Source organism: Streptomyces sp. DSM 40750 (genome assembly GCF_024612035.1).
GTDB lineage: Bacteria > Actinomycetota > Actinomycetes > Streptomycetales > Streptomycetaceae > Streptomyces.
Map to the genome: position 1 here is coordinate 1,555,925 of NZ_CP102513.1, position 19,283 is coordinate 1,575,207.

The 19,283-nt window shown below is 71.5% G+C and carries 16 protein-coding genes; 8 read left to right on the top strand and 8 right to left on the bottom strand.

The features are described from left to right. Positions 1-4: 4 nt before the first annotated feature. The 4 genes from JIX55_RS07125 to JIX55_RS07140 are packed head-to-tail and all read right to left on the bottom strand — an operon-like array spanning position 5 to position 4,950. Positions 5-1,285 carry an XdhC family protein gene (locus tag JIX55_RS07125; protein WP_257562412.1) on the bottom strand — a complete coding sequence of 427 codons (1,281 nt, stop codon included), beginning with the start codon at positions 1,283-1,285 and terminating at the stop codon, positions 5-7. Next, complete coding sequence (locus JIX55_RS07130) at positions 1,278-3,398, bottom strand: xanthine dehydrogenase family protein molybdopterin-binding subunit (protein ID WP_257562413.1); 2,121 nt, start codon at positions 3,396-3,398, stop codon at positions 1,278-1,280. Before JIX55_RS07130 ends, JIX55_RS07125 begins: the two co-directional genes overlap by 8 nt. After that, positions 3,395-4,387, bottom strand: a complete 993-nt coding sequence (locus tag JIX55_RS07135) for an FAD binding domain-containing protein (RefSeq protein WP_257562414.1) — start codon at positions 4,385-4,387, stop codon at positions 3,395-3,397. Before JIX55_RS07135 ends, JIX55_RS07130 begins: the two co-directional genes overlap by 4 nt. After that, the gene (locus JIX55_RS07140; protein WP_257562415.1) at positions 4,384-4,950 is read right to left on the bottom strand and encodes a (2Fe-2S)-binding protein; all 567 of its coding nucleotides are present in this window, start codon (positions 4,948-4,950) and stop codon (positions 4,384-4,386) included. Before JIX55_RS07140 ends, JIX55_RS07135 begins: the two co-directional genes overlap by 4 nt. A 215-nt stretch (positions 4,951-5,165) precedes the next feature. On the opposite strand from JIX55_RS07140, the gene JIX55_RS07145 reads away from it, so the two are divergent. Beyond that, positions 5,166-5,750, top strand: coding sequence for a TetR/AcrR family transcriptional regulator (locus JIX55_RS07145; RefSeq protein WP_257562416.1), 585 nt, complete (start codon positions 5,166-5,168; stop codon positions 5,748-5,750). 54 nt (positions 5,751-5,804) lie between these two features. Here the strand turns inward: JIX55_RS07145 and JIX55_RS07150 are convergent, their stop codons facing one another. Then, on the bottom strand, positions 5,805-6,998 hold the full coding sequence (locus JIX55_RS07150) for a right-handed parallel beta-helix repeat-containing protein (RefSeq protein WP_257562417.1): 1,194 nt from the start codon (positions 6,996-6,998) through the stop codon (positions 5,805-5,807). A 226-nt stretch (positions 6,999-7,224) separates the two neighbouring features. On the opposite strand from JIX55_RS07150, the gene JIX55_RS07155 reads away from it, so the two are divergent. Together JIX55_RS07155 and JIX55_RS07160 are read left to right on the top strand one after the other, a co-directional pair. Then, positions 7,225-8,316, top strand: coding sequence for a cellulose binding domain-containing protein (locus JIX55_RS07155; protein WP_257562418.1), 1,092 nt, complete (start codon positions 7,225-7,227; stop codon positions 8,314-8,316). A 117-nt stretch (positions 8,317-8,433) separates the two neighbouring features. Beyond that, on the top strand, positions 8,434-10,074 hold the full coding sequence (locus JIX55_RS07160) for a cellulase family glycosylhydrolase (RefSeq protein ID WP_257562419.1): 1,641 nt from the start codon (positions 8,434-8,436) through the stop codon (positions 10,072-10,074). Positions 10,075-10,091: 17 nt separating this feature from the next. On the opposite strand, the gene JIX55_RS07165 is transcribed toward JIX55_RS07160, so the two are convergent. Beyond that, a complete protein-coding gene (locus JIX55_RS07165) occupies positions 10,092-11,651 on the bottom strand; it encodes an MFS transporter (RefSeq protein ID WP_257562420.1) in 1,560 nt (519 codons plus the stop codon). Positions 11,652-11,795: 144 nt separating this feature from the next. Next, positions 11,796-12,650 (bottom strand): thiamine pyrophosphate-dependent enzyme, encoded by an 855-nt coding sequence (locus JIX55_RS07170; RefSeq protein ID WP_306819990.1) that lies wholly within the window; start codon positions 12,648-12,650, stop codon positions 11,796-11,798. 93 nt (positions 12,651-12,743) lie between these two features. Here JIX55_RS07170 and JIX55_RS07175 point away from each other — a divergent pair, with 93 nt between their 5' ends. The 4 genes from JIX55_RS07175 to JIX55_RS07190 all read left to right on the top strand — a co-directional run bounded on the left by JIX55_RS07175 (position 12,744) and on the right by JIX55_RS07190 (position 17,617). Continuing rightward, positions 12,744-14,255, top strand: coding sequence for a hypothetical protein (locus tag JIX55_RS07175; RefSeq protein WP_257562421.1), 1,512 nt, complete (start codon positions 12,744-12,746; stop codon positions 14,253-14,255). Positions 14,256-14,379: 124 nt separating this feature from the next. Further along, a complete protein-coding gene (locus JIX55_RS07180) occupies positions 14,380-15,642 on the top strand; it encodes an AAA family ATPase (protein ID WP_257569244.1) in 1,263 nt (420 codons plus the stop codon). Next, entirely contained in the window at positions 15,639-16,994 is a 1,356-nt protein-coding gene (locus tag JIX55_RS07185) for a vWA domain-containing protein (RefSeq protein WP_257562422.1), read from the top strand. The genes JIX55_RS07180 and JIX55_RS07185 overlap by 4 nt, the downstream gene beginning before the upstream one ends. 59 nt (positions 16,995-17,053) lie before the next feature. Next, complete coding sequence (locus tag JIX55_RS07190; RefSeq protein WP_257562423.1) at positions 17,054-17,617, top strand: GNAT family N-acetyltransferase; 564 nt, start codon at positions 17,054-17,056, stop codon at positions 17,615-17,617. 334 nt (positions 17,618-17,951) lie between these two features. On the opposite strand, the gene JIX55_RS07195 is transcribed toward JIX55_RS07190, so the two are convergent. Next, positions 17,952-18,740, bottom strand: coding sequence for an FHA domain-containing protein (locus tag JIX55_RS07195; protein ID WP_257562424.1), 789 nt, complete (start codon positions 18,738-18,740; stop codon positions 17,952-17,954). A 107-nt stretch (positions 18,741-18,847) separates the two neighbouring features. Here JIX55_RS07195 and JIX55_RS07200 point away from each other — a divergent pair, with 107 nt between their 5' ends. Beyond that, the gene (locus tag JIX55_RS07200; protein WP_257562425.1) at positions 18,848-19,243 is read left to right on the top strand and encodes a hypothetical protein; all 396 of its coding nucleotides are present in this window, start codon (positions 18,848-18,850) and stop codon (positions 19,241-19,243) included. Positions 19,244-19,283 lie beyond the last annotated feature (40 nt).

A 19,283-nucleotide genomic window follows, 5' to 3' on the forward strand; every position in this document is an offset into this window, starting at 1 on the left:
CCGCTCAGGCCGCCGCCACCGCTCCCCGCTCGCCCGCCTCCCGATGGATCGGCGTCCCCGACCCGGTCAGCGGTACGCCCGTGCCGCCGCGCCGGGTCGCGACGATCTCCGCCGCGATGGACAGGGCGGTCTCCTCGGGCGTACGGGCGCCGAGGTCGAGGCCGATCGGGGACCTGAGCCGGGCCAGCTCCCGGTCGGTCAGGCCGACCTCGCGCAGCCGCCGCTCGCGGTCGGCGTGGGTGCGGCGCGAGCCCATCGCACCCACGAAGGCGACCGGCATCCGCAGGGCCGTCTTCAACAGGGGTACGTCGAACTTGGCGTCGTGGGTGAGCACGCACAGGACGGTCCGGCTGTCGGTCTCGGTGCGCCGGAGGTAGCGGTGCGGCCAGTCCACCACGATGTCGTCGGCCCCGGGGAAGCGGGCCCGTGTGGCGAAGACCGGGCGGGCGTCGCACACGGTGACGTGGTAGCCGAGGAACTTGCCCGCGCGGACCAGCGCCGCCGCGAAGTCGATCGCCCCGAACACGATCATGCGGGGCGGCGGCACCCTCGTCTCGACGAGCAGCGTGAGACCGCCGGAGCAGTGTGATCCTCCCCCGGACTCCGTCTGGGGGAGCCCCTCTCTCGCTCCGCTCGCCGAGAGCTCGATCGTTCCCGTGCGGCCACTGTCCAGCATGGCCCGCGCCTCGGCGGCGGCCGTCCGGTCCAGGTCGGGGTGACCGCCGAGCCCGCCTTCGTACGAGCCGACCGCTACGCCGCCGCTGTCGACCTCCTCGTACGAGCCGACCGCTACGCCGCTGTCGCCCTCCTCGTGCGGCCAGCCGCCACCCTGCTCGTAGGACCCGTCGGGCCGTACGAGCAGGGCCTGCCCGAGGAGTTCGGCCGGGCCCCGGACGACGCGGGCGACGGCCGTCGGCTCGCCCTCGGCGGCGGCCGAGAGCGCGGCGCGCAGGACGGCTCGGGCGGGTGACCGGGCGGTGATGGGAGTGACCAGGACGTCGATCACCCCGCCGCAGGTCAGGCCGACGGCGAAGGCGTCCTCGTCGCTGTAGCCGAAGCGCTGCAGGACGGTCTCGCCGTCCGCCAACGCCTGCTGGCACAGCTCGTACACCGCGCCCTCGACGCACCCGCCGGAGACCGAGCCGATGGCGGTGCCCTCGCTGTCGACGGCGAGGGCCGCGCCGGGGCCGCGCGGGGCGCTGCCGCTCACCGCCACGACGGTGGCGACGGCGAAGTCGCGGCCCTCCTCGGCCCACGCGCTCAGATCGGTGGCCAGGTCAAGCATCCCGGCCTGCCGTCAGGACGCGGTGGGGGCGGATGGGCAGCTGGCGGTGGCGTACGCCGGTGGCGTGCCAGACGGCGTTGGCGACGGCCGCCGCCGCGCCCACGATGCCGATCTCGCCGATGCCCTTGATGCCGACGGGGTCGTCGGGGTCGGGGTCGTCCACCCAGTCCGCCTCGATGGCGGGGACGTCGGCATGGGCGGCGACGTAGTAACCGGTGAAGCCGCCGCCGTAGTGGCCGCCGGACGCCTGGTCGCGTACCGCCTCCTCGTGCAGGGCCATGGAGATGCCCCAGATCATGCCGCCGACGAACTGACCGCGTGCGGTGAGGGGGTTGACGATCCTGCCCGCCGCGAAGATGCCGAGCATGCGGCGCACGCGTACCTCACCGGTGGCGGGATCCACGGCGACCTCGGCGAACTGGGCGCCGTAGGCGTGGCGTTCCTTCTGGGCGAGGGCGCCGATGGCGGCCGTGGTGTCCGAGCGGACCGTGATGCCCTCCGGCGGGATGCCGTCGCCGAGGCTGAGCCGTTCCCGCAGCTCGGTCGTGGCGGCCGTGACCGCCCAGGCCCAGGAGCGGGTGCCCATCGAGCCGCCGGCGAGCATGGCCGGTCCGAAGTCGCTGTCGCCGATCCGCACTCGGACCCGCTCGGGTGCGACTTCCAGCCCGTCGGCGGCCACCAGGGTGAGCGCGGTGCGGGCGCCGGTGCCGATGTCGGCCGCGTTGATGCGCACGGTGAACGTGCCGTCGGCCTCGGCGGTCACGCTCGCCGTGGAGGGCGCGGCTCCCGCGCCGAAGGAGGCCGCGGCGGTGCCGGTGCCGAGCAGCCAGCGCCCGTCGCGGCGCACACCGGGGCGCGGGTCGCGGTCGGCCCAGCCGAACCTGCGGGCGCCCTCGCGGAAGCAGGCGTGCAGGTTGCGGCTGGCGAACGGCAGCCCGGAGACGGGGCCCCGCTCGGGTTCGTTGCGGGCGCGCAGCTCGATCGGGTCGATGCCCAGCTTCTCGGCGAGTTCGTCGAGCGCCGACTCCAGGGCGAACGAGCCCGGCGCCTCACCCGGCGCACGCATGAACGTCGGTGTCGGCACATCGAGCCGTACGACCCGGTTGGCCGTGTGGTGGGCGTCGGCGTCGTACATCACGCGGGCCGGTCCGGCACTCGCCTCGATGAACTCGTGAACAGTGGAGGTGAGGCTCTGGGAGCGGTGTTCCAGGGCGCGCAGCCGCCCGTCGGCGTCGGCGCCGAGCCTGACCCGCTGGGTGGTGGGGCTGCGGTAGCCGGCCAGGGAGAACATCTGATGCCGGGTCATGACCACGCGGACCGGGCGCTGGAGGACGGTCGCGGCCATCACCGCGGCGACCTGGTGGGCACGGACGCCCTTGCTGCCGAAGCCGCCGCCGACGTGTTCGGAGCGCACGCGCACCGAGGCCGGGTCGAGGGAGAACAGGTTGGCGAGCTCGCCCGCGACCCACATGGTGCCCTGGTTGGAGTCGACGACCTCCAGGCGGCCCCCGTCCCAGCGGGCCGTCACCGCGTGCGGCTCCATCGGGTTGTGGTGTTCCTCGGGGGTGGTGTACTCGGCGTCCAGGACGACGGCGGACGCCGCGAGTTCGGCCTCCAGGTCGCCCTTCTCGATCACCGCGGGTCCGAAGGCGTCCAGCGGGTACGCGTCGGGGTGCTCGGCGGCGAACTCGACGTCGTGCGGCTCCTGTTCGTAGTGCACCACCAGAGACTCGGCGGCCTCTCTGGCCTGCTCCGCGGTCTCGGCGACGACCAGCGCGACCGGCCAGCCCAGGTGCGGCACCCGGTCGTGCTGGAAGACGGCGATGGTCGGGTCCGGTTTCATCCCCATGAGACCCGTGTAGTCGGTCTCGACGCGCGGGGCGTTCTCGTGGGTCAGGACACTGAGCACGCCGGGCATCCCGAGCACGTCGGCGGTCTCGATGGCGCGGATCCGGCCGCGCGCCACGGTCGACAGTGCCAGCCAGCCGTGGACGAGTCCGGTGAACGGGATCTCGCCCGCGTAGCGGGCCGCTCCGGTGACCTTGTCGCGGCCCTCGACGCGGATGTGCGCGGTGCCGACGGCGCCCTTGTGTGCCGTGGGGGCGGTGGTCATCGGGTGGCCTCCTCGGTGAGTTCGGACAGGACGGCCACCACGAGGTTGCGCATCAGCGGCACCTTGTATCCGTTGTGCGGCAGCGGCTTCGCGTCCGCCAGCTCGGCGTCCGCGGCGGCCGCGAAGGTCTCGGGGTCGGCGGGCGCCCCGGTCAGCACCCGCTCAGCCGCGTAGGCCCGCCACGGCCGGGACGCGACCGCCCCGAAGGCGAGCCGCACCTCGCGTACGACACCGTCCTGGACGTCGAGCGCGGCGGCGATCGAGCCGATGGCGAAGGCGTACGAGGCACGCTCGCGGACCTTGCGGTAGCGGGAGTGGGCGGCGACCGGGGCGGGCGGCAGGGTCACGCCGGTGATCAGGGCGCCCGGCGGCAGGGCCGTCTCGATGTGCGGGGTGTCGCCCACTGGCAGACAGAAGTCGGCGAACGGCAACTCGCCCGCCCCGTCGGCCGTTTCGTACGACACGACGGCGTCGAAGGCCGCGAGTGCCACCCCCATGTCGGAGGGATGGGTGGCCACGCAGTGCTCGGAGGCGCCGAGGATGGCGTGGTTGTGGTGCTCGCCCTCGATCGCGGGGCAACCGCTGCCGGGCACCCGCTTGTTGCAGGGTTTGGTCACGTCGGAGAAGTAGCCGCACCGGGTGCGCTGGAGCAGATTGCCGCCGACGGTGGCCATGTTGCGCAGCTGCCCGGAGGCTCCGGCCAGCACTGCCTGGGTCAACGCCGGGTAGCGGCGCCGGACTTCGGGGTGGGCGGCGAGGTCGCTGTTGGTGGCGGTCGCGCCGATGCGCAGGCCGCCGTCCTCGGTGGGCTCGATCCCGTCGAGCGGGAGTTCGCGGACGTCGACGAGCCGCGCGGGCCGCTCGACGCCGGTCCTCATCAGGTCGACGAGATTGGTGCCGCCGCCGAGGAAACGGGCCTCGGGGTCGGCGCCGAGCAGGGCGACCGCGCCGGAGACGTCGTATGCGCGCTGATAGTCGAACTCCCTCACGCCACGGCCTCCTTGGACTTCGCCGTGGTGTCGGCGGCGGCGCGGGCGACGGCCTCGACGATCGACACGTACGCGCCGCAGCGGCACAGGTTGCCGCTCATCCGCTCCCGGATCTCCTCGGCGCTCAAGGGTGGCGGCGTCGCCTCGGGGCGGACGTCGTCGGTGACGGCGCTGGGCCAGCCCGCCGCGTGCTCCTCGATGACCGCGATGGCCGAACAGATCTGGCCCGGTGTGCAGTAGCCGCACTGATAGCCGTCGAGATCGAGGAACGCCTGCTGCACGGGGTGGAGTCGCTCGCCGTCGGCGACACCTTCGATGGTGGTGATCTCGCGTCCCTCGGCCGCCACCGCCAACTGCAGACAGGAGACGTTGCGGCGTCCGTCGACGAGGACGGTGCAGGCACCGCACTGCCCCTGGTCGCAGCCCTTCTTGGTGCCGGTCAGATCGAGTCGCTCGCGCAGCGCGTCGAGCAGGGTGGTGCGGTGGTCGACGGAGAGCGTGTGCTTCTCGCCGTTGATGTTCAAGGTGATGGCGCTGTACGTCGATGAGGTGGCTGGGGGCATGATCAGCCTTCTTTCGCGTATCCGGTGCACAGGGAAAGAGAGACGTGCTCCGGCAGGCGGTCGAATTCAGGGATGCTGGGCAGCCGGGGTACTGGCGTCGGTCGCACCGACGCTACGATGAACCAATCGGACAGCTGTCCTCTGCGGAAAAACGTAACGGACGGTTGTCCGGTTAGCAAGGACGGGTTTCGGCCATGGACCCGTGAGGAGGACGCGTGCGACAGAAGAAGGACGCCCCTCAGCGCTCGGACGCGCAGCGGAACCGCGAGCGCATCCTGGCCGTCGCCCTGACCGAGTTGACGCGCTCCGCGGACGCGCCGCTGAGTGGAATCGCCAGGAAGGCGGGCGTCGGGCAGGGCACGTTCTACCGCCACTTCCCCAGCCGTGAGGCGCTCGTCCTGGAGGTCTACCGGTACGAGATGCAGCAGGTCGCCGACACCGCCGCCGAACTTCTCGCGACCCGCGAGCCGGACCGGGCGCTCCGCGAGTGGATGGACCGCCTCGCCCGGTTCGCCATGACCAAGGCGGGGCTCGCGGACGCGATCCGCCAGGCCACCAGCGGCCCCTCCAGCCCGGAAAGGCCGGGGCACGCCCCGGTGAGCGAGGCCGCCGAACTCCTGCTCCGCGCGGGCGAGAGGGCCGGAACCATCCGGCCCGGAGTCACCCCGGAGGACTTCTTCCTCGCCATCGCCGGCCTCTGGCAGATCGACCCCCAGCAGGACTGGCAGCCGCGCGCCGCCCGCCTCCTCGACCTCGTCATGGACGGCCTGCGCACCGGGGCACCGGGATCGGAGAAGTGAGCGCCGCCCGGTCCGGCCGGGCGACGCACGAGGAACTCCGGAGGAGGGCCCGCGTCAGAGCCGCGCCCCGACGTCCGCGCCGTTCGCGGGCCGCAGGAAGTTCGAGGCCGGGATGGAGCCGTCTGCCGCCCTGGCTCCGGTGATCGTGGCCGCGTCGGTGCTCACGAAGGACCAAGTTCCCCCGAGGTTCCAGGAGTTGCCACTGCCGCCGGAGTTCGAGCCCAGCGAGACGTTCGTACCGTTGGCCACCGCCAGGTTCTTCGTCAGTGTGCCGTCGGCGTCGGCGAAGTCGAATCCGGTGCCCTTGTTGCGCCACGCCGTGCAGCGCTCGGCCACCAGCGCACCGGGGTTGGCGTTGTCGATGAACCCGCCGGCCGAGTTGTCCCACGCCATGCTGTTGCGCACCACATGCGCCGCGGGCAGGTCCTCGTCGCCGCCGCCGCCGAGCTTGAAGCCGTTGCCGTCACCCGTGAAGTTCGGCAGGTTCCAGCGGTTGTAGCCGTTCGCGTACCCGACGCTCCCCTCCACCGTCACCGGGGAGAGGAACTCCCAGAAGTCCAGCCCGTCGTCGGAGTTGTTCCACAGCCGGGCGCCCCGCACCACGTTGCCCGTCCCCGAGCCTTCCTTGATCGCCAGACCGTCGGCGCTCTCGCCGTTCTTGCGCGGGTCGCGGTTGCCGTAACTGTCCAGATTGATGAACTGGTTCGAGCTCGACGCGCCCTGGATGTGCGCACCGGACTCGTAGTTGTTCCGCGTGATCAGCCGGTCGAAGACATTGCCGTTGGTGTCCACGCCGAAGATCCCGTACGGCCCGTTCACGATCTCCAGGCCGCTCAGCCGCCAGTGGTCGCCCTCGATGTGGATCGCGCCCCGCTGCGCCCGCGGAATGCTGGAGCCCACCGCTCCAGGCGTGTACGGCATCCCCTCGCCGTCGATGACGACGCGCTCGCCGTTGTAGTTGCCCATCCTGATCGGCTGGCTCGCCGTACCGCTCTTGAGCAGCTGGATGTTGGCGGTCGGCGCGTAGGTCCCGCCGCGGATCAGGATCGTGTCGCCGGCCTGCGCCAGGTCGACGGCGCGCTGGATGGTCCGCAACGGGGCCGAGAGCGTTCCGGCGTTGCTGTCGTTGCCGTTGGTCGCCACGTACAGACTGGTGGCGGCGTACGCCGAAGGACTGGACAGGGCGACCAGTCCGCCGACCAGGAGGCCCATGAGCCCCGCGTACGCGGTGAAGGATTTCGGACGCATCGTTCGTCTCCCGGGTTTCGGCTCACCACACGGACGGGAAAGCGCTTTCCATCCGGGACGCTAGGCAGTTGCCCTGAGCACGTCAATATTCATGTTCATGATTCTTATTCACATGAATGGACCGGGCATCGGCTTTACCGACCGCCGCACGCACCTTGACGCGTAAATGACAAAAGTGGCATGTTCCTGATGGGAGCGCTCCCACCTCACGAGGGAAGGGACCATCATGCGCACTCCGCTTCTCGGCCTGCTGGCCGCCCTGCTTCTCCCCTTCGGGCTGATCCTCGCTCCACCCGCCGCGGCCGCACCGGCGGCCGACACGGCGGCGACTCCCGTCCGCATCATGCCGCTCGGCGACTCGATCACCGGCTCGCCCGGCTGCTGGCGGGCGGTGCTGTGGAACCGGCTGCAGGACGCCGGCCACACGGACATCGACTTCGTCGGGACGCTCGGCCCGCAGGGCTGCGGGCAGGAGCACGACGGCGACAACGAGGGCCACGGCGGCGAACTGGTGACCCAGGCGGCCGACCAGAACCTGCTGCCCGCCCGGCTGGCCACGACGCTTCCCGACATCGTTGTCATGCACTTCGGTACGAACGACGTGTGGAGCAGCATCGCCCCCGACCGCATCCTCGCCGCGTACACCAAGCTCGTGGGGCAGATGCGGGCCGCCAACCCCGACATGCGGATCCTTGTCGCGCAGCTCATCCCCATGAACCCCGGCAGCTGCTCGGGTTGTGCGCAGCGCGTCGTCGACTTCAACGCGCGGATCCCCGGCTGGGCCCGCTCGACGAGCACCAGCGACTCGCCGGTGACCGTGGTCGACCAGTGGACGGGTTTCAGCACGGTGACCGACACATACGACGGCGTGCATCCGAACGCCGCCGGGGACGACAAGATCGCCGCCCGCTGGTACCCGGCGCTGAGTGCGGTGCTGGACGCGGGGATTCCGGACGGCCCCGGTGATCCGGGCGACCCCGGTGACGGTCGGCCCGCGTGCACCGCGGCGTTCCGGGCGACCAACGTCTGGCAGGGCGGCTACCAGGGCGAGGTGACGGTGACCAACACGTCCACGTCCACCGTCTCGGGGTGGACCGTGACCGTCGTACCGGCCGACGGGGCCCGTCTCACCCAGCTCTGGAACGGCACCTTGAGCACGGCGGCGGACGGCACGGCCACCGTCACCGACGCGACGTGGAACGGCACGCTCGCACCGGGCGCGAGCGCCACCTTCGGCTTCACCGCCACGACGTCCGCGACGGCCGGGACGCCGTCGGCGACCGTCGGCTGTACGGCGAGGGCTGCCGCCTCCTCGTAAGGAAGCCGCCCCCTCGTGACCGGCCGGGGCGCCCTCGCGTGCCCCCTCTCCCTCTCGACCCCCCTCTCGACCCCCCTCCCCAACCCCGCTCTCCCTCTCCCCCTTCCTGGAGCCGCCATGAGATCCCGTACGCGTACACCGGCCGTCCCCCGTGCGGTCACGGTCGTCGCAGCCCTCCTCGGCCTGTTCCTCCCCCTGTTCACCTTCGGCGCGCCCGCGCATGCGGCGCCCACCGGCTTCCGTGTCGAGAACGGCCGGCTGCTGGAGCGCTCGGGCAATGACTTCGTGATGCGCGGCGTGAACCACGCCCACACCTGGTATCCGAACCAGATCGGCTCGCTCGCCCACATCAAGGCCAAGGGCGCCAACACCGTACGGGTGGTCCTGTCCAGCGGGGACCGCTGGACCCGCAACGACACCGCCGACGTGGCGAACGTCGTGGCGCAGTGCAAGCGGAACCGGCTCATCTGTGTCCTGGAGGTGCACGACACGACGGGTTACGGCGAGCAGAGCGGAGCGGTCACGCTCTCGCGCGCCGCCGACTACTGGATCGGTGTGCAGAGCGCGCTGACCGGTCAGGAGGACTATGTCATCGTCAACATCGGCAACGAACCGTACGGCAACAACAACTACGCGGGCTGGACGGCCGACACCAAGGCGGCGATCCAGAAGCTGCGCACCGCCGGTTTCGACCACACGATCATGGTGGACGCCCCCAACTGGGGCCAGGACTGGGCGTTCACGATGCGTGACAACGCGGCATCGGTCTTCGCCGCCGACCCGGACGCCAACACGGTCTTCTCCATCCACATGTACGGCGTCTTCGACACGGCCGCCGAGGTGAGCGACTATCTGAATCGGTTCGTCACCGCGAAACTCCCCATCGTGATCGGAGAGTTCGGGCACGACCACTCGGACGGCAACCCCGACGAGGACGCCGTCCTGGCCACGGCCCAGCAGCTCGGGCTCGGTCATCTCGGCTGGTCGTGGAGCGGCAACGGCGGTGGCGTCGAGTACCTGGACATGGTCACGAACTTCGACCCGAACCAGCTCACCAGCTGGGGTCGGCGCCTCTTCGACGGCGCGAACGGTATCGCGGCCACGTCCAGGGAGGCCGCGATCTACTCGGCCTCCGGCGGCGACACCACTGCCCCGACCGCCCCCGGAACCCCGACCGCCTCCGCGGTGACCTCCTCGTCCGCCACCCTGACCTGGACCGCCGCCACCGACGGAACCGGTGTCACGGGCTATGACGTGGTCCGCGTCAACGGCACGGCCGAGACCGCCGCGACGACCACTACGGGCACCTCCACCATCGTCACCGGCCTCACCCCGTCCACGTCGTACGTCTTCGCCGTCTACGCCCGTGACGCGGCCGGCAACCGCTCGGCGCGCTCGGGGACGGTGACCGTCACGACCGCCTCCGGCGGTTCGACGGGGGCCTGCGCCCTCGGGTACCGGGTGACGAACGAGTGGTCCGGCGGCTTCCAGGGCGAGATCGTCATCCGTAACACCGGCACCTCGGCGATCAGCGGCTGGACGCTCCGCTGGACGTTCCCCGGTGGCCAGCGCGTCTCCAACCTGTGGGGCGGCACGGTGACCCAGTCCGGCGCGGATGTCGGCGTCACCTCGGCGTCGTACACCGCGAACATCCCCGCGGCGGGCTCGGCGACGATCGGTTTCACGGCGACACGCGGGACCACGAACCCCGCTCCGACCGCGTTCACGCTCAACGGGGCGGCCTGCACGTCGACTTGAAGACCCACGTAGGCCTCTCAGCCGGGCGGCACACCGGACTCCGTCCCGCCCTTCAGCCGCTCCAGGTCGGAGGGCCGGACCTGGATGGCCAGTACGGCGATCAGCGCCGCGACGACCGTGAAGATCGCGGCCATGACGAAGGCGGCCGAGACCCCGGCGGTGAGCACCTCGTCGGACCAGGGCGGCGGAAGCTGCCCGGTCCGTTCGAACCGCACGCGCTCGGCCGGGGTCGCCCGGGACAGGAAGTCCCGGACCTGCTTCTCCGCCTCGTTGGTGCTGGCCGTGCCGTACACCGTGACGAGGATGGAGAGGCCGAGTGAACCGCCGACCTGCTGGGTGGCGTTGAGGAGGCCGGAGGCGGCGCCGGTCTCCCGGGTGGCGACGTCGGAGAGCGCCATCAGGGTCAGCGAGACGAACTCCATGCCCATGCCGAGGCTGAAGACGAGCATCGGGCCGAGGACGCTGCCGGCGTAGGTGGAGTGGACGTCGGTCAGGGTCAGCCAGGCGAGGCCCGCTGCGGCCAGGATCGCGCCCACCACCATGAACGGTTTCGGGCCGTATGTGGGCAGGAACTTCGAAGCCAGCCCGGCCCCTATCGCGATGACGGCGCTGACCGGCAGGAAGGCGAGTCCGGCCTGCAACGGGCTGAAGTCCAGCACGTTCTGCACGAAGAGCGTCAGGAAGAAGAACATCCCGAAGATCGCGGCGGCGAGGCACAGCATGATTCCGTAGGTGCCCGCCCGGTTCCGGTCGCGGAACATGTGAAGCGGTGTGATTGGCTGCTTCGAACGCCGCTCGACCAGGACGAACAGGACGAGGACGACGACGGCCCCGGCGAACGAGGCCAGCGTCAGCCCGTCCCGCCATCCTTCCTGCGCGGCCCGGATGAACCCGTACACCAGGAGCACCATGCCCACGGTGGAGGTCAGCGCGCCGGTGATGTCGAAGTGCCCCGGGTGGCGTTCGGACTCCTTGATCCAGCGCGGTGTGGCCAGCACGATCAGCAACCCGATCGGCACGTTCACGAACAGCACCCACCGCCAGTTCAGCCACTCCACGAGGATGCCGCCCGCGAGCAGTCCGATCGCGCCGCCGCCCGCCGAGACCGCCGCGAAGACACCGAACGCCCGGTTGCGCTCCGGCCCTTCACGGAACGTCGTACTGATCAGCGCGAGGGACGTCGGGGACGCGATGGCGCCACCGACACCCTGAAGGGCGCGGGCGGCGAGGAGTTGGCCGGCGTTCTGGGCGAGACCGCCGAGGAGCGAGGCCACCACGAAGAGCAGCACCCCGAAGATGAACACCCGCCGCCGGCCGAGGATGTCACCGGCCCGGCCGCCCAACAGCAGCAGACCGCCGAAGGTCAGCGTGTACGCGTTGACCACCCAGGCCAGGCTCGTGGTCGAGAAGTCCAGGGAACGCTGGATCTGCGGCAAGGCGATGTTCACGATGGTGATGTCCAGCACCACCATCAGCTGACACGAGGCGATCACGAACAGCGCCATCGCGCTCCCACCACCACCTGATTCCCCGGTGGTGGTCTGCGCTGGGGTGACCGGCTGCGGGCTGCTGCTCATGGCGTTTTCGCTCGGCGGAGTTCGGTGAACGGTTCCGTCCACCGCTGCGTCCACTGTTCGACCGTACGCCGGAGCCGCGACCGTCACCACTTGGGCGCTGCCGCCCCCGGACCGCCCTCAGCGCCCTCGGAACGCCTCCTCCAGTCACCAGGATCCGTGGTCGCGAGTCACCTTCGCGTCGATCAGCAGGGGCGCGGAGCGCGGTCCGGCGAGCCAGTCCTCGACGGGCTCGAGGTCCGCCGCGGTGCGTACCGTGACCGCCTCGAAGCCGTAGCCGCGGGCGAGAGCGGCGATGTCGGTCGGCGGGAACACGACCGTGTCGAGGGGGTGCCCGTCCGGGCCGAAGTGGTGGACCTCTGCCCCGTAGGACTCGTCGTTGTGGACGACGACCACCATGGGCAGGCCGAGCCGTCGTACGGTGTCGAGTTCGACGGCGCTCATCAGGGCTCCGCCGTCGCCGAGGGCGGCCACCGGCAGTCGATCGGGCCGGGCGAGGGCCGCGCCGATGGTGATGGCGAGGCCGAGGCCGACCGACTGGAAGGCCTGGGTGAAGCAGAAGCCCTGATGGTCCGGCACGGACAGGTACGCGCTGGGGTGGCCCATGAGGTTGCCCGAGTCCACGCCGATCACCCGCTCGACGAGCAGGATGTCGTCGAGCGCGATGCTCAGCGTGCGCGGGTCGATCCGCGCCCGGTCGCTCTCGTCCTCGTACGGCACGTCCCGCCACCGTACGCGGGCGGCGATCGCGGCTTCGGTGTCGGCGGTCCGGTAGCCCTGCCAGTGGCTCTGGGTGTCACCACCGCTGTCGCCCACCGCGAGTGTCCGGCGTGCCGTGAGCTCCACGTCTCCGGTGACGCCCAGGTGAATCGGGCGGTGGGCGCCGAGCGCGGACGGGTCGTCGTCCACCTGGACGACGGTCGTGTCGGCGCCGATCAGGGTGCCGTGTCGCATCGTCCACATGTTCAGGGCGCAGCCCCAGCCGACGATCGTCGAAAACACGTGCAGGATCGGCGCGGGTGGCGTTATGCTCGCCGCGATGATGACTCACTCCATTGGCAGAATGGGGGTCCCGTCCGCGCAAGGTGAGTGCTGATGCTCACTCATATCGCGAACGGGGATTCCCGGCTTTCCTTCTGGTTGCGCGTGCGCGAGTTCGCCGTGCCACCCTCCATGATCGAGACTGCGACCGCCCGCCGTGCCGTCGGCGACTGGGCCGGGGCATGTGCCGCCGCAGGCATCGACATCGACCTCGATATGCGTTCCGTGGCTCAGAGCCATGGCCAGGAGTTCGCGGCCCGAGTCCGGGCCGATCTCCGGCATTTGGCTCCGGACCTGTTGCGCTGGCACATGCCGAGGATCGCGCCCGACGGGCTGCTGCGCCCGGGCCTGACCATCTCGCTGGCCCGTTACGACGTGGCGGGGCGCGTCGGCCCCTGTCCCGTGCACCTCGTGGCCCGGACTCCGCCTGCCTGGGCGGATGCCGGGCAGCGGATCGGCCTCGCGTTGTGGGACGGGTCCCGGTCCGAGGCCGGCGCCCGCGGTCATCCGCATCCGCGTCCCAACCGTCGGTACCGACTCGATCTGCATCGCCATCTGTGGGACGCGCGCAGGGCGGGTGAGCTGCGGGTTCGTGCCGGAGCGGATCGGCCGGCCGCCGACGGCCCGTCTCCACCGGGCCCGTCTCCACTGGGTCCGGAGCTGCTGGGTCCAGAGCTGCTGGACCCGGATATGGCGGGTACGGACGTGCTGGGGGCGTTGGCGGCGGAGCGTGGCTGTGCCGTCGAGCGGTGGGCGGAGGAGGCGGCGATCGTGCTGCGTGCGGAGGGGCGGTCCACCGGTACCGTCCTCGTACGCTGCGGGGCCCGGCGCCGACTGATGCTGGACCTGGACCTGGACCTGGACGCGGGGCCGGACCCGGGCGCGGACGCGAACGGCCGCAGCGGCAACGGCAACGAGCCGCCGGCTCTGCGGATCGCCACCGCATCCGGCGACGACGGTGTCGGCACCTCGCTGTCCGTCCTGCCCGACGCCGCGACCTGGGTGCTGCCCGATCTGGAGCTGGTCCGTGCCGGTGCGATCGACGTGGAGCGGCTGCATCCGCTGGTCGCGTCGGCGCTCGTATCGGATCATGTGCCGTCGGGTCCGTCCGAGGCTCCGGACCGGGCGGGGCAACCGCGGATCGTGGAGTGCCGGGGACACCGGCACCGGATCGGACTGGTGGGCGGGGTACTGGTCCCGCTGGACCATGACCCGGCCGAGATCCGGCGGGAGGAACTGCTGGTCGAACTGACCGGTACTCCCCTCCCCTGTCTACAGGCGATCGACGAGGCACACCGCCGCCCGGACTGCCTGTCCGGTGTGCGCGAACGCCTGGACCACGGGGACATCGCCGGTGCGCTGGCCGTCGTCGAGGGGCTGCTCGGTCCCGAGGCGGTGCTGCGTGACGGCGCCCTGCGGGACGAGTTGGAGGCGGCCGCGCAACGCCGGATCGCCTACGGCCTGTACCGGGCGGGCCTCGCCGATCCCGGTCCCAGCCGTGTCCGCAGCAATGTCGGCCGCCGCCGTCCCCGCCACCGCCGCCCGCGCGTCGCGACCTTCTACTGACCCCGGGGACCTCGGTCCCCGGCACCCGCTCGCTCCACATCGTCACGGGGGCCGTCGCCCCCGCACGCCCTCAGCCCCTACACATCACAGGTGATCAAACATGCCCACGTGCACCCCGTTCGCCATGCCCAGCACCTTCTCCGATACCGATACCGATTCCGCCACCGACACCGACACCACCTCCCAACTCGACGTGGCCGGCGACCTGTTGAGCCTGCTGCGCACCACGACCACCGAACCGCGCCCGGACACACAACTGGAGGCCCTGACCCTGGCCGTCGCAGCGGATCTGCCCGTACTGCTGTGGGGCGAGCCGGGGATCGGCAAGACCGCGGCGCTGACGCAGCTCGCGTCCGCCCTGGATCTTCCGCTCACCACCGTCATTGCCAGCGTGCACGAGCCGTCCGACTTCTCGGGGCTGCCGATCGTGGGAGACGACCCGGCCGAGCAGGGGGTGCCGATGGCTCCGCCGGACTGGGCCGTGCGGCTCGTACGCGCCGGCCGGGGGCTGTTGTTCCTGGACGAACTGTCGACGGCGCCACCGGCCGTGCAGGCCGCGCTGCTGCGGCTGGTGCTGGAGCGGAGGATCGGCGCGCTGCAACTGCCGTCCGGGGTACGGATCGTGGCCGCCGCCAACCCGCGCTCCTCGGCGGCCGACGGCTGGGAGCTGAGCCCGCCGCTGGCCAACCGGTTCGTGCACCTTCAGTGGACGCACGACCACGAGGTCGTCGTACGGGGTCTCGGTGGGACCTGGCCGCGGGCCACCCTGCCGCGGCTCGCGCCGGAGCGGCTGTCGGAGGCCGTGGCCTTCGCCCGTCGCGCGGTGTGCGCGCTGCTGGCCGCGCGCCCCAAGCTCGTGCATCAGCTGCCCAGCAGCGAAAGCCGCCGGGGCGGGCCGTGGCCGTCGCCCCGGAGCTGGGAGATGACCCTCCATCTGATCGCCTTCGCCACCGCCTCCGGTGTCTCCCGCGACGTACTGTCCCTGCTGGTCAGGGGAACCGTGGGCGACGGCCCGGGGCTGGAGCTGCTGGCCAGTCTGGACCGGCTGGACCTCCCGGATCCCGAGGAACTGCTCGCCGACCCGGCGAGTGCGGTCCTGCCCGAGCGGGGCGACCTGCGGCAGGCGGTACTGGACGGTGTGGTCGCGGCCGTCCGGGCGCGGCCGGAGAGGTCCCGCTGGGACGCGGCGTGGGCGCTGCTGGTCCGGGCGCTGGAGACGGGGGCCCCGGATCTGGTGGTCGTCCCCGCGACCACCCTCGCCTCGCTGCGCCGCGAGGACTGGGACGTTCCGGCGGCGATCGAGAACCTCGCCGGAGTCGTGACGCTGTCCCGGCGGGCGGACCAGGCGGCGGCCCGCGCCAAGACCGCGACGAAGGGCCGACGATGAGCACCGACATCAGCCGGAGCACCAGCGCCAGCCACGGCACCCACACCGGCACCGGCATAAACACCAAGAGCGACACCAACAGCAACACCGACGTGCGCCCCGAGGCGGCGAGGGCGCAGGACCGCGACCGCGACCTCGACCTCGACAAGCTCTTCACCGCCCGGCTCCAGGCGGCGCGGGCCCGGCCCTATCTGGCGACGGCGCTGTTCGCGCTGCACACCGTCGCGTCCCGGCAGGTGCCCACCATGGCTGTGGACCGGCACTGGCGGTGTTACGTCTCTTCGGGCTTCGTGGACCGTACACCGGTGGAGGAGCTGGCGGGCGTATGGGTGCACGAGGTGTCGCATCTGCTGCGTGACCATCACGGGCGCAGCGACCGGGTCGCCAAGGAACGTGGCCTGACCGGTCCCGGGGAGCGGCTGCGGATGAACATCGCCGCGGACTGCGAGATCAACGACGACGCGTTCGGCGACGGGTTGGTCAAGCCGGAGGGGGTGGTCGATCCGGCGTTCCTGAGGCTGCCCGAGGGACAGCTGATGGAGGACTATCTGCGTCAGTTCCAACTCGGGCCACTCACCCAGGAGTTGGCGTGGCTGGACTGCGGCAGTGGCGCCGACGGTCTGGAGCGGGGGTGGGAGCTGGGGCCGGACGGGGCACACGGCCTGAGCGAGCAGGAACGGGACGCGGTCCGGTTCCGGGTGGCGCAGGGCATCACCGGCCGTCCGGGTTCCGCACCCGAGGGATGGCAGCGGTGGGCGGAGGAGGCGTTCCATCCGCCGCAGCCGTGGCGGGAGTTGCTGGGCGCGGCGGTCCGGTCGGCGGCCTCCGCCCCGGGCGCGGGCGAGGACTACTCCTACGGCCGGCCGTCGCGGCGCTCGGCCGGCGTGCCGAAAACCGTGCTGCCGAGCCTGCGGCGCAGACCGCCCCATGTCTCCGTGGTCATCGACACCTCCGGGTCGGTCAGTGACACCGAACTGGGCAGCGCGCTTCTGGAGGTCGCCGCGATCTCCCGTGCCGTGGGCGGCCGCCGCGACCTCGTCACCGTCGTACCGTGCGACGCGGCCGCCCGGATCGCCCATCCCCTGTGCCGGGCCGAGGGCATCCCCCTGGTGGGCGGCGGCGGTACGGATCTCCGCACCGGCTTCGCCAAGGCGCTCCGCAGCCACCCCAAGCCCGACGTCATCGTGGTCCTCACCGACGGACAGACACCGTGGCCCGACTCACGGCCGCCGTGCCGGACCGTGGTGGGCCTGTTCCCCCGCCAGTACTCGGGCAGCGCGTGGGACGAGGACGACCCCGACTACGTGCCGGACTCACCGCCCGACTGGGCACGGGTGGTGGAGATCGGGTAGCTCCGGGCCGCGCCTCAAATCGCTGGACGGAACGTCAACTACCCTGCTGCCATGGGCGGATGAGTTCATTCTGGACAGGCGAACGGGTACGGCTGCGCGGGATCGAGCCCGAGGACTGGCAGGCGTTCATGCGGATGGACGGCTATGCGGAGCACCAGCGGTCGGTGGACGCGCTTCACCCGCCGCGGTCGGCGGAGGGCTACCGGGCGTGGGCGGCGGAACAGGCTGTCGCCCGGCCTGACAACGACCTCTTCCGGCTGGCGATCGAGGCACTGGACGGCGGAGAAGCGGTCGGTGCCCTCTCGACCCACGACACCGTCCCGCGCACCGGCCGGTTCTCCTACGGCATCGGAATCAGCGGTGATCACCACCGGCGTGGCTACGCGTCCGAGGCGATCGTGCTGCTTTTGCGCTTCATGTTCGGCGAGCGGCGCTACCACAAGTGCGAGACAGGCGTCTTCGCCTACAACGACGCGTCCCTCGCCCTGCACCGCCGGCTCGGCTTCACCGAGGAGGGCAGACAACGCGACCACGAGTTCTTCGCCGGGCGCCACCACGACCTGGTTCTCTTCGGCATGACCGCTCCGGAGTTCGCCGAGCGGCACCCGTTCGGCGAACTCTGACCGCCGTACGAAGCACAGTTGGTCGAGCCGGGTCGACGACCTGGAGACCGAGGTGGACTTCTTCCGCGACGAGCCGAGGTCCGCGACCGAGGGGACCCCCCTCGACCTCAGTTGATACGAGACCGTCGTCGTGCCGGACGACGACCACGAAACCTGCCGGGTCTACGTCGAGTAGCGCCCGTACAGCGGCGAGAACGCCGAGACGGCCGCGGAGATGGTGCGCCTCCGCGTCGGCGGGCAACGGCCCACGGACGAGCTCTGCGACATGACCACGGCCCTCGCCCGCTCCGCCGCCGCGGAACTGCGCGCGCGACGCCCCTCGGCCTCCTGAGTCTCAGGGCGCGGCATCCGTCCAGGCGGAGTCGTCCTCCATCAGGTCCAGGTCCGGCGGTACGAGGGTCGTGGACTCCACCATGCCCTTGAGGAGGTTGTGGAGCAGCCTGTTGTCGGAGGGGCGGCCCTCGGACTTGTCGTGCATCAGCGGGTACCGGAAACCGGTCCTGTGCAGGCGTCGCCGTACCGCCTCGATCCGGTGCTCGACCTTGCGCTCGGTCCAGCCCGCGTCCGAGCGCAGACAGGCGAGCTGCTTGGCAGCCATGCCGTACGTCAGGGGGCGCGGGTCCTCCTCGTACAGCAGGTACCGCTGGCCGAGCACGACCAGGAGCAGCCGTTCGTCGTCGTCGAGCGCCCAGATCTCCGGCCGTACGGTCTCGGCGCGCCGACGCGACACCGGCCCCTGGTCGTCGTGGCCCGCCACATACAGCTCGACGAGGTGCTCGCGGTAACCGGAGCCCTTCACGAACAGCGGGGTGTAGCCGGCGTCGAGCGGGACGGGCTCGGTGCTGAGGTGCATCATCCGGCCCCGGGGCAGCCGGACGAGCTGCTGCCCGGTGTTGCGCAGCCACCACTGCCCCTGCCGGTACGTCAACTCTCCGTGCCGCCTGCTCACCCTCAGATCGTCGACGCCCACACCCAGGTCCACATCCGGTTTGTCGCCGCGCCCGAAGCGGACCGTGAGGCCCTGCCGGGGCGGGGCGCTCAGGTCGCCGGTGACCGTGCGGGCGTGCAGCGTGCCGGGCGTGGCGGGCGCGACACCGCGCGCGAGGCTGGTGGAGAGGGGCATCGCTGGTCTCCTCGGTTCATGGATCCTGGGCACACGGTACGGACGCTGCCACCAGGGTCCTCCACCGCTCCGGGACCCCTCCCCGATCCGGGCCCGTATAAAGGGATGTGCCCCGCGATCGGGGCTCAACGGCGTCCGTCGGCGTACGAGTTGAGGGACCGGCTGCGGCGGGGGCGGCGGTCAGGACGACGGCTCCGGGGAGGGGCGGAGCCGTCGTCCACGACCCGTACGTCATCGGGAGCGGGCACGAGCGACGACACGGCACGTCGCCGTCGGAGGCGGAGCGGCCGACGGCGCCCACGACCTCTGTCACCGACGGCAGTGACGGTGCACCGGGCGCGGCCGACGGCACCGACGCCGACGCCTGCTTCGACGGACGCTGCGAGATCGCCGTCTCCAAGCCCATGTCCATCAACGTCGACAGCCGCTTCGCGGAGGTGCGTCGTCGTACGGGAGCAGCGGTCGGCCGGGCTGCGCCGGCTCGTGGTGTCGGGGCCCGCTGATGCCGCCGAACGGTGAGGCGCCCACACGACGTGGGCGCCT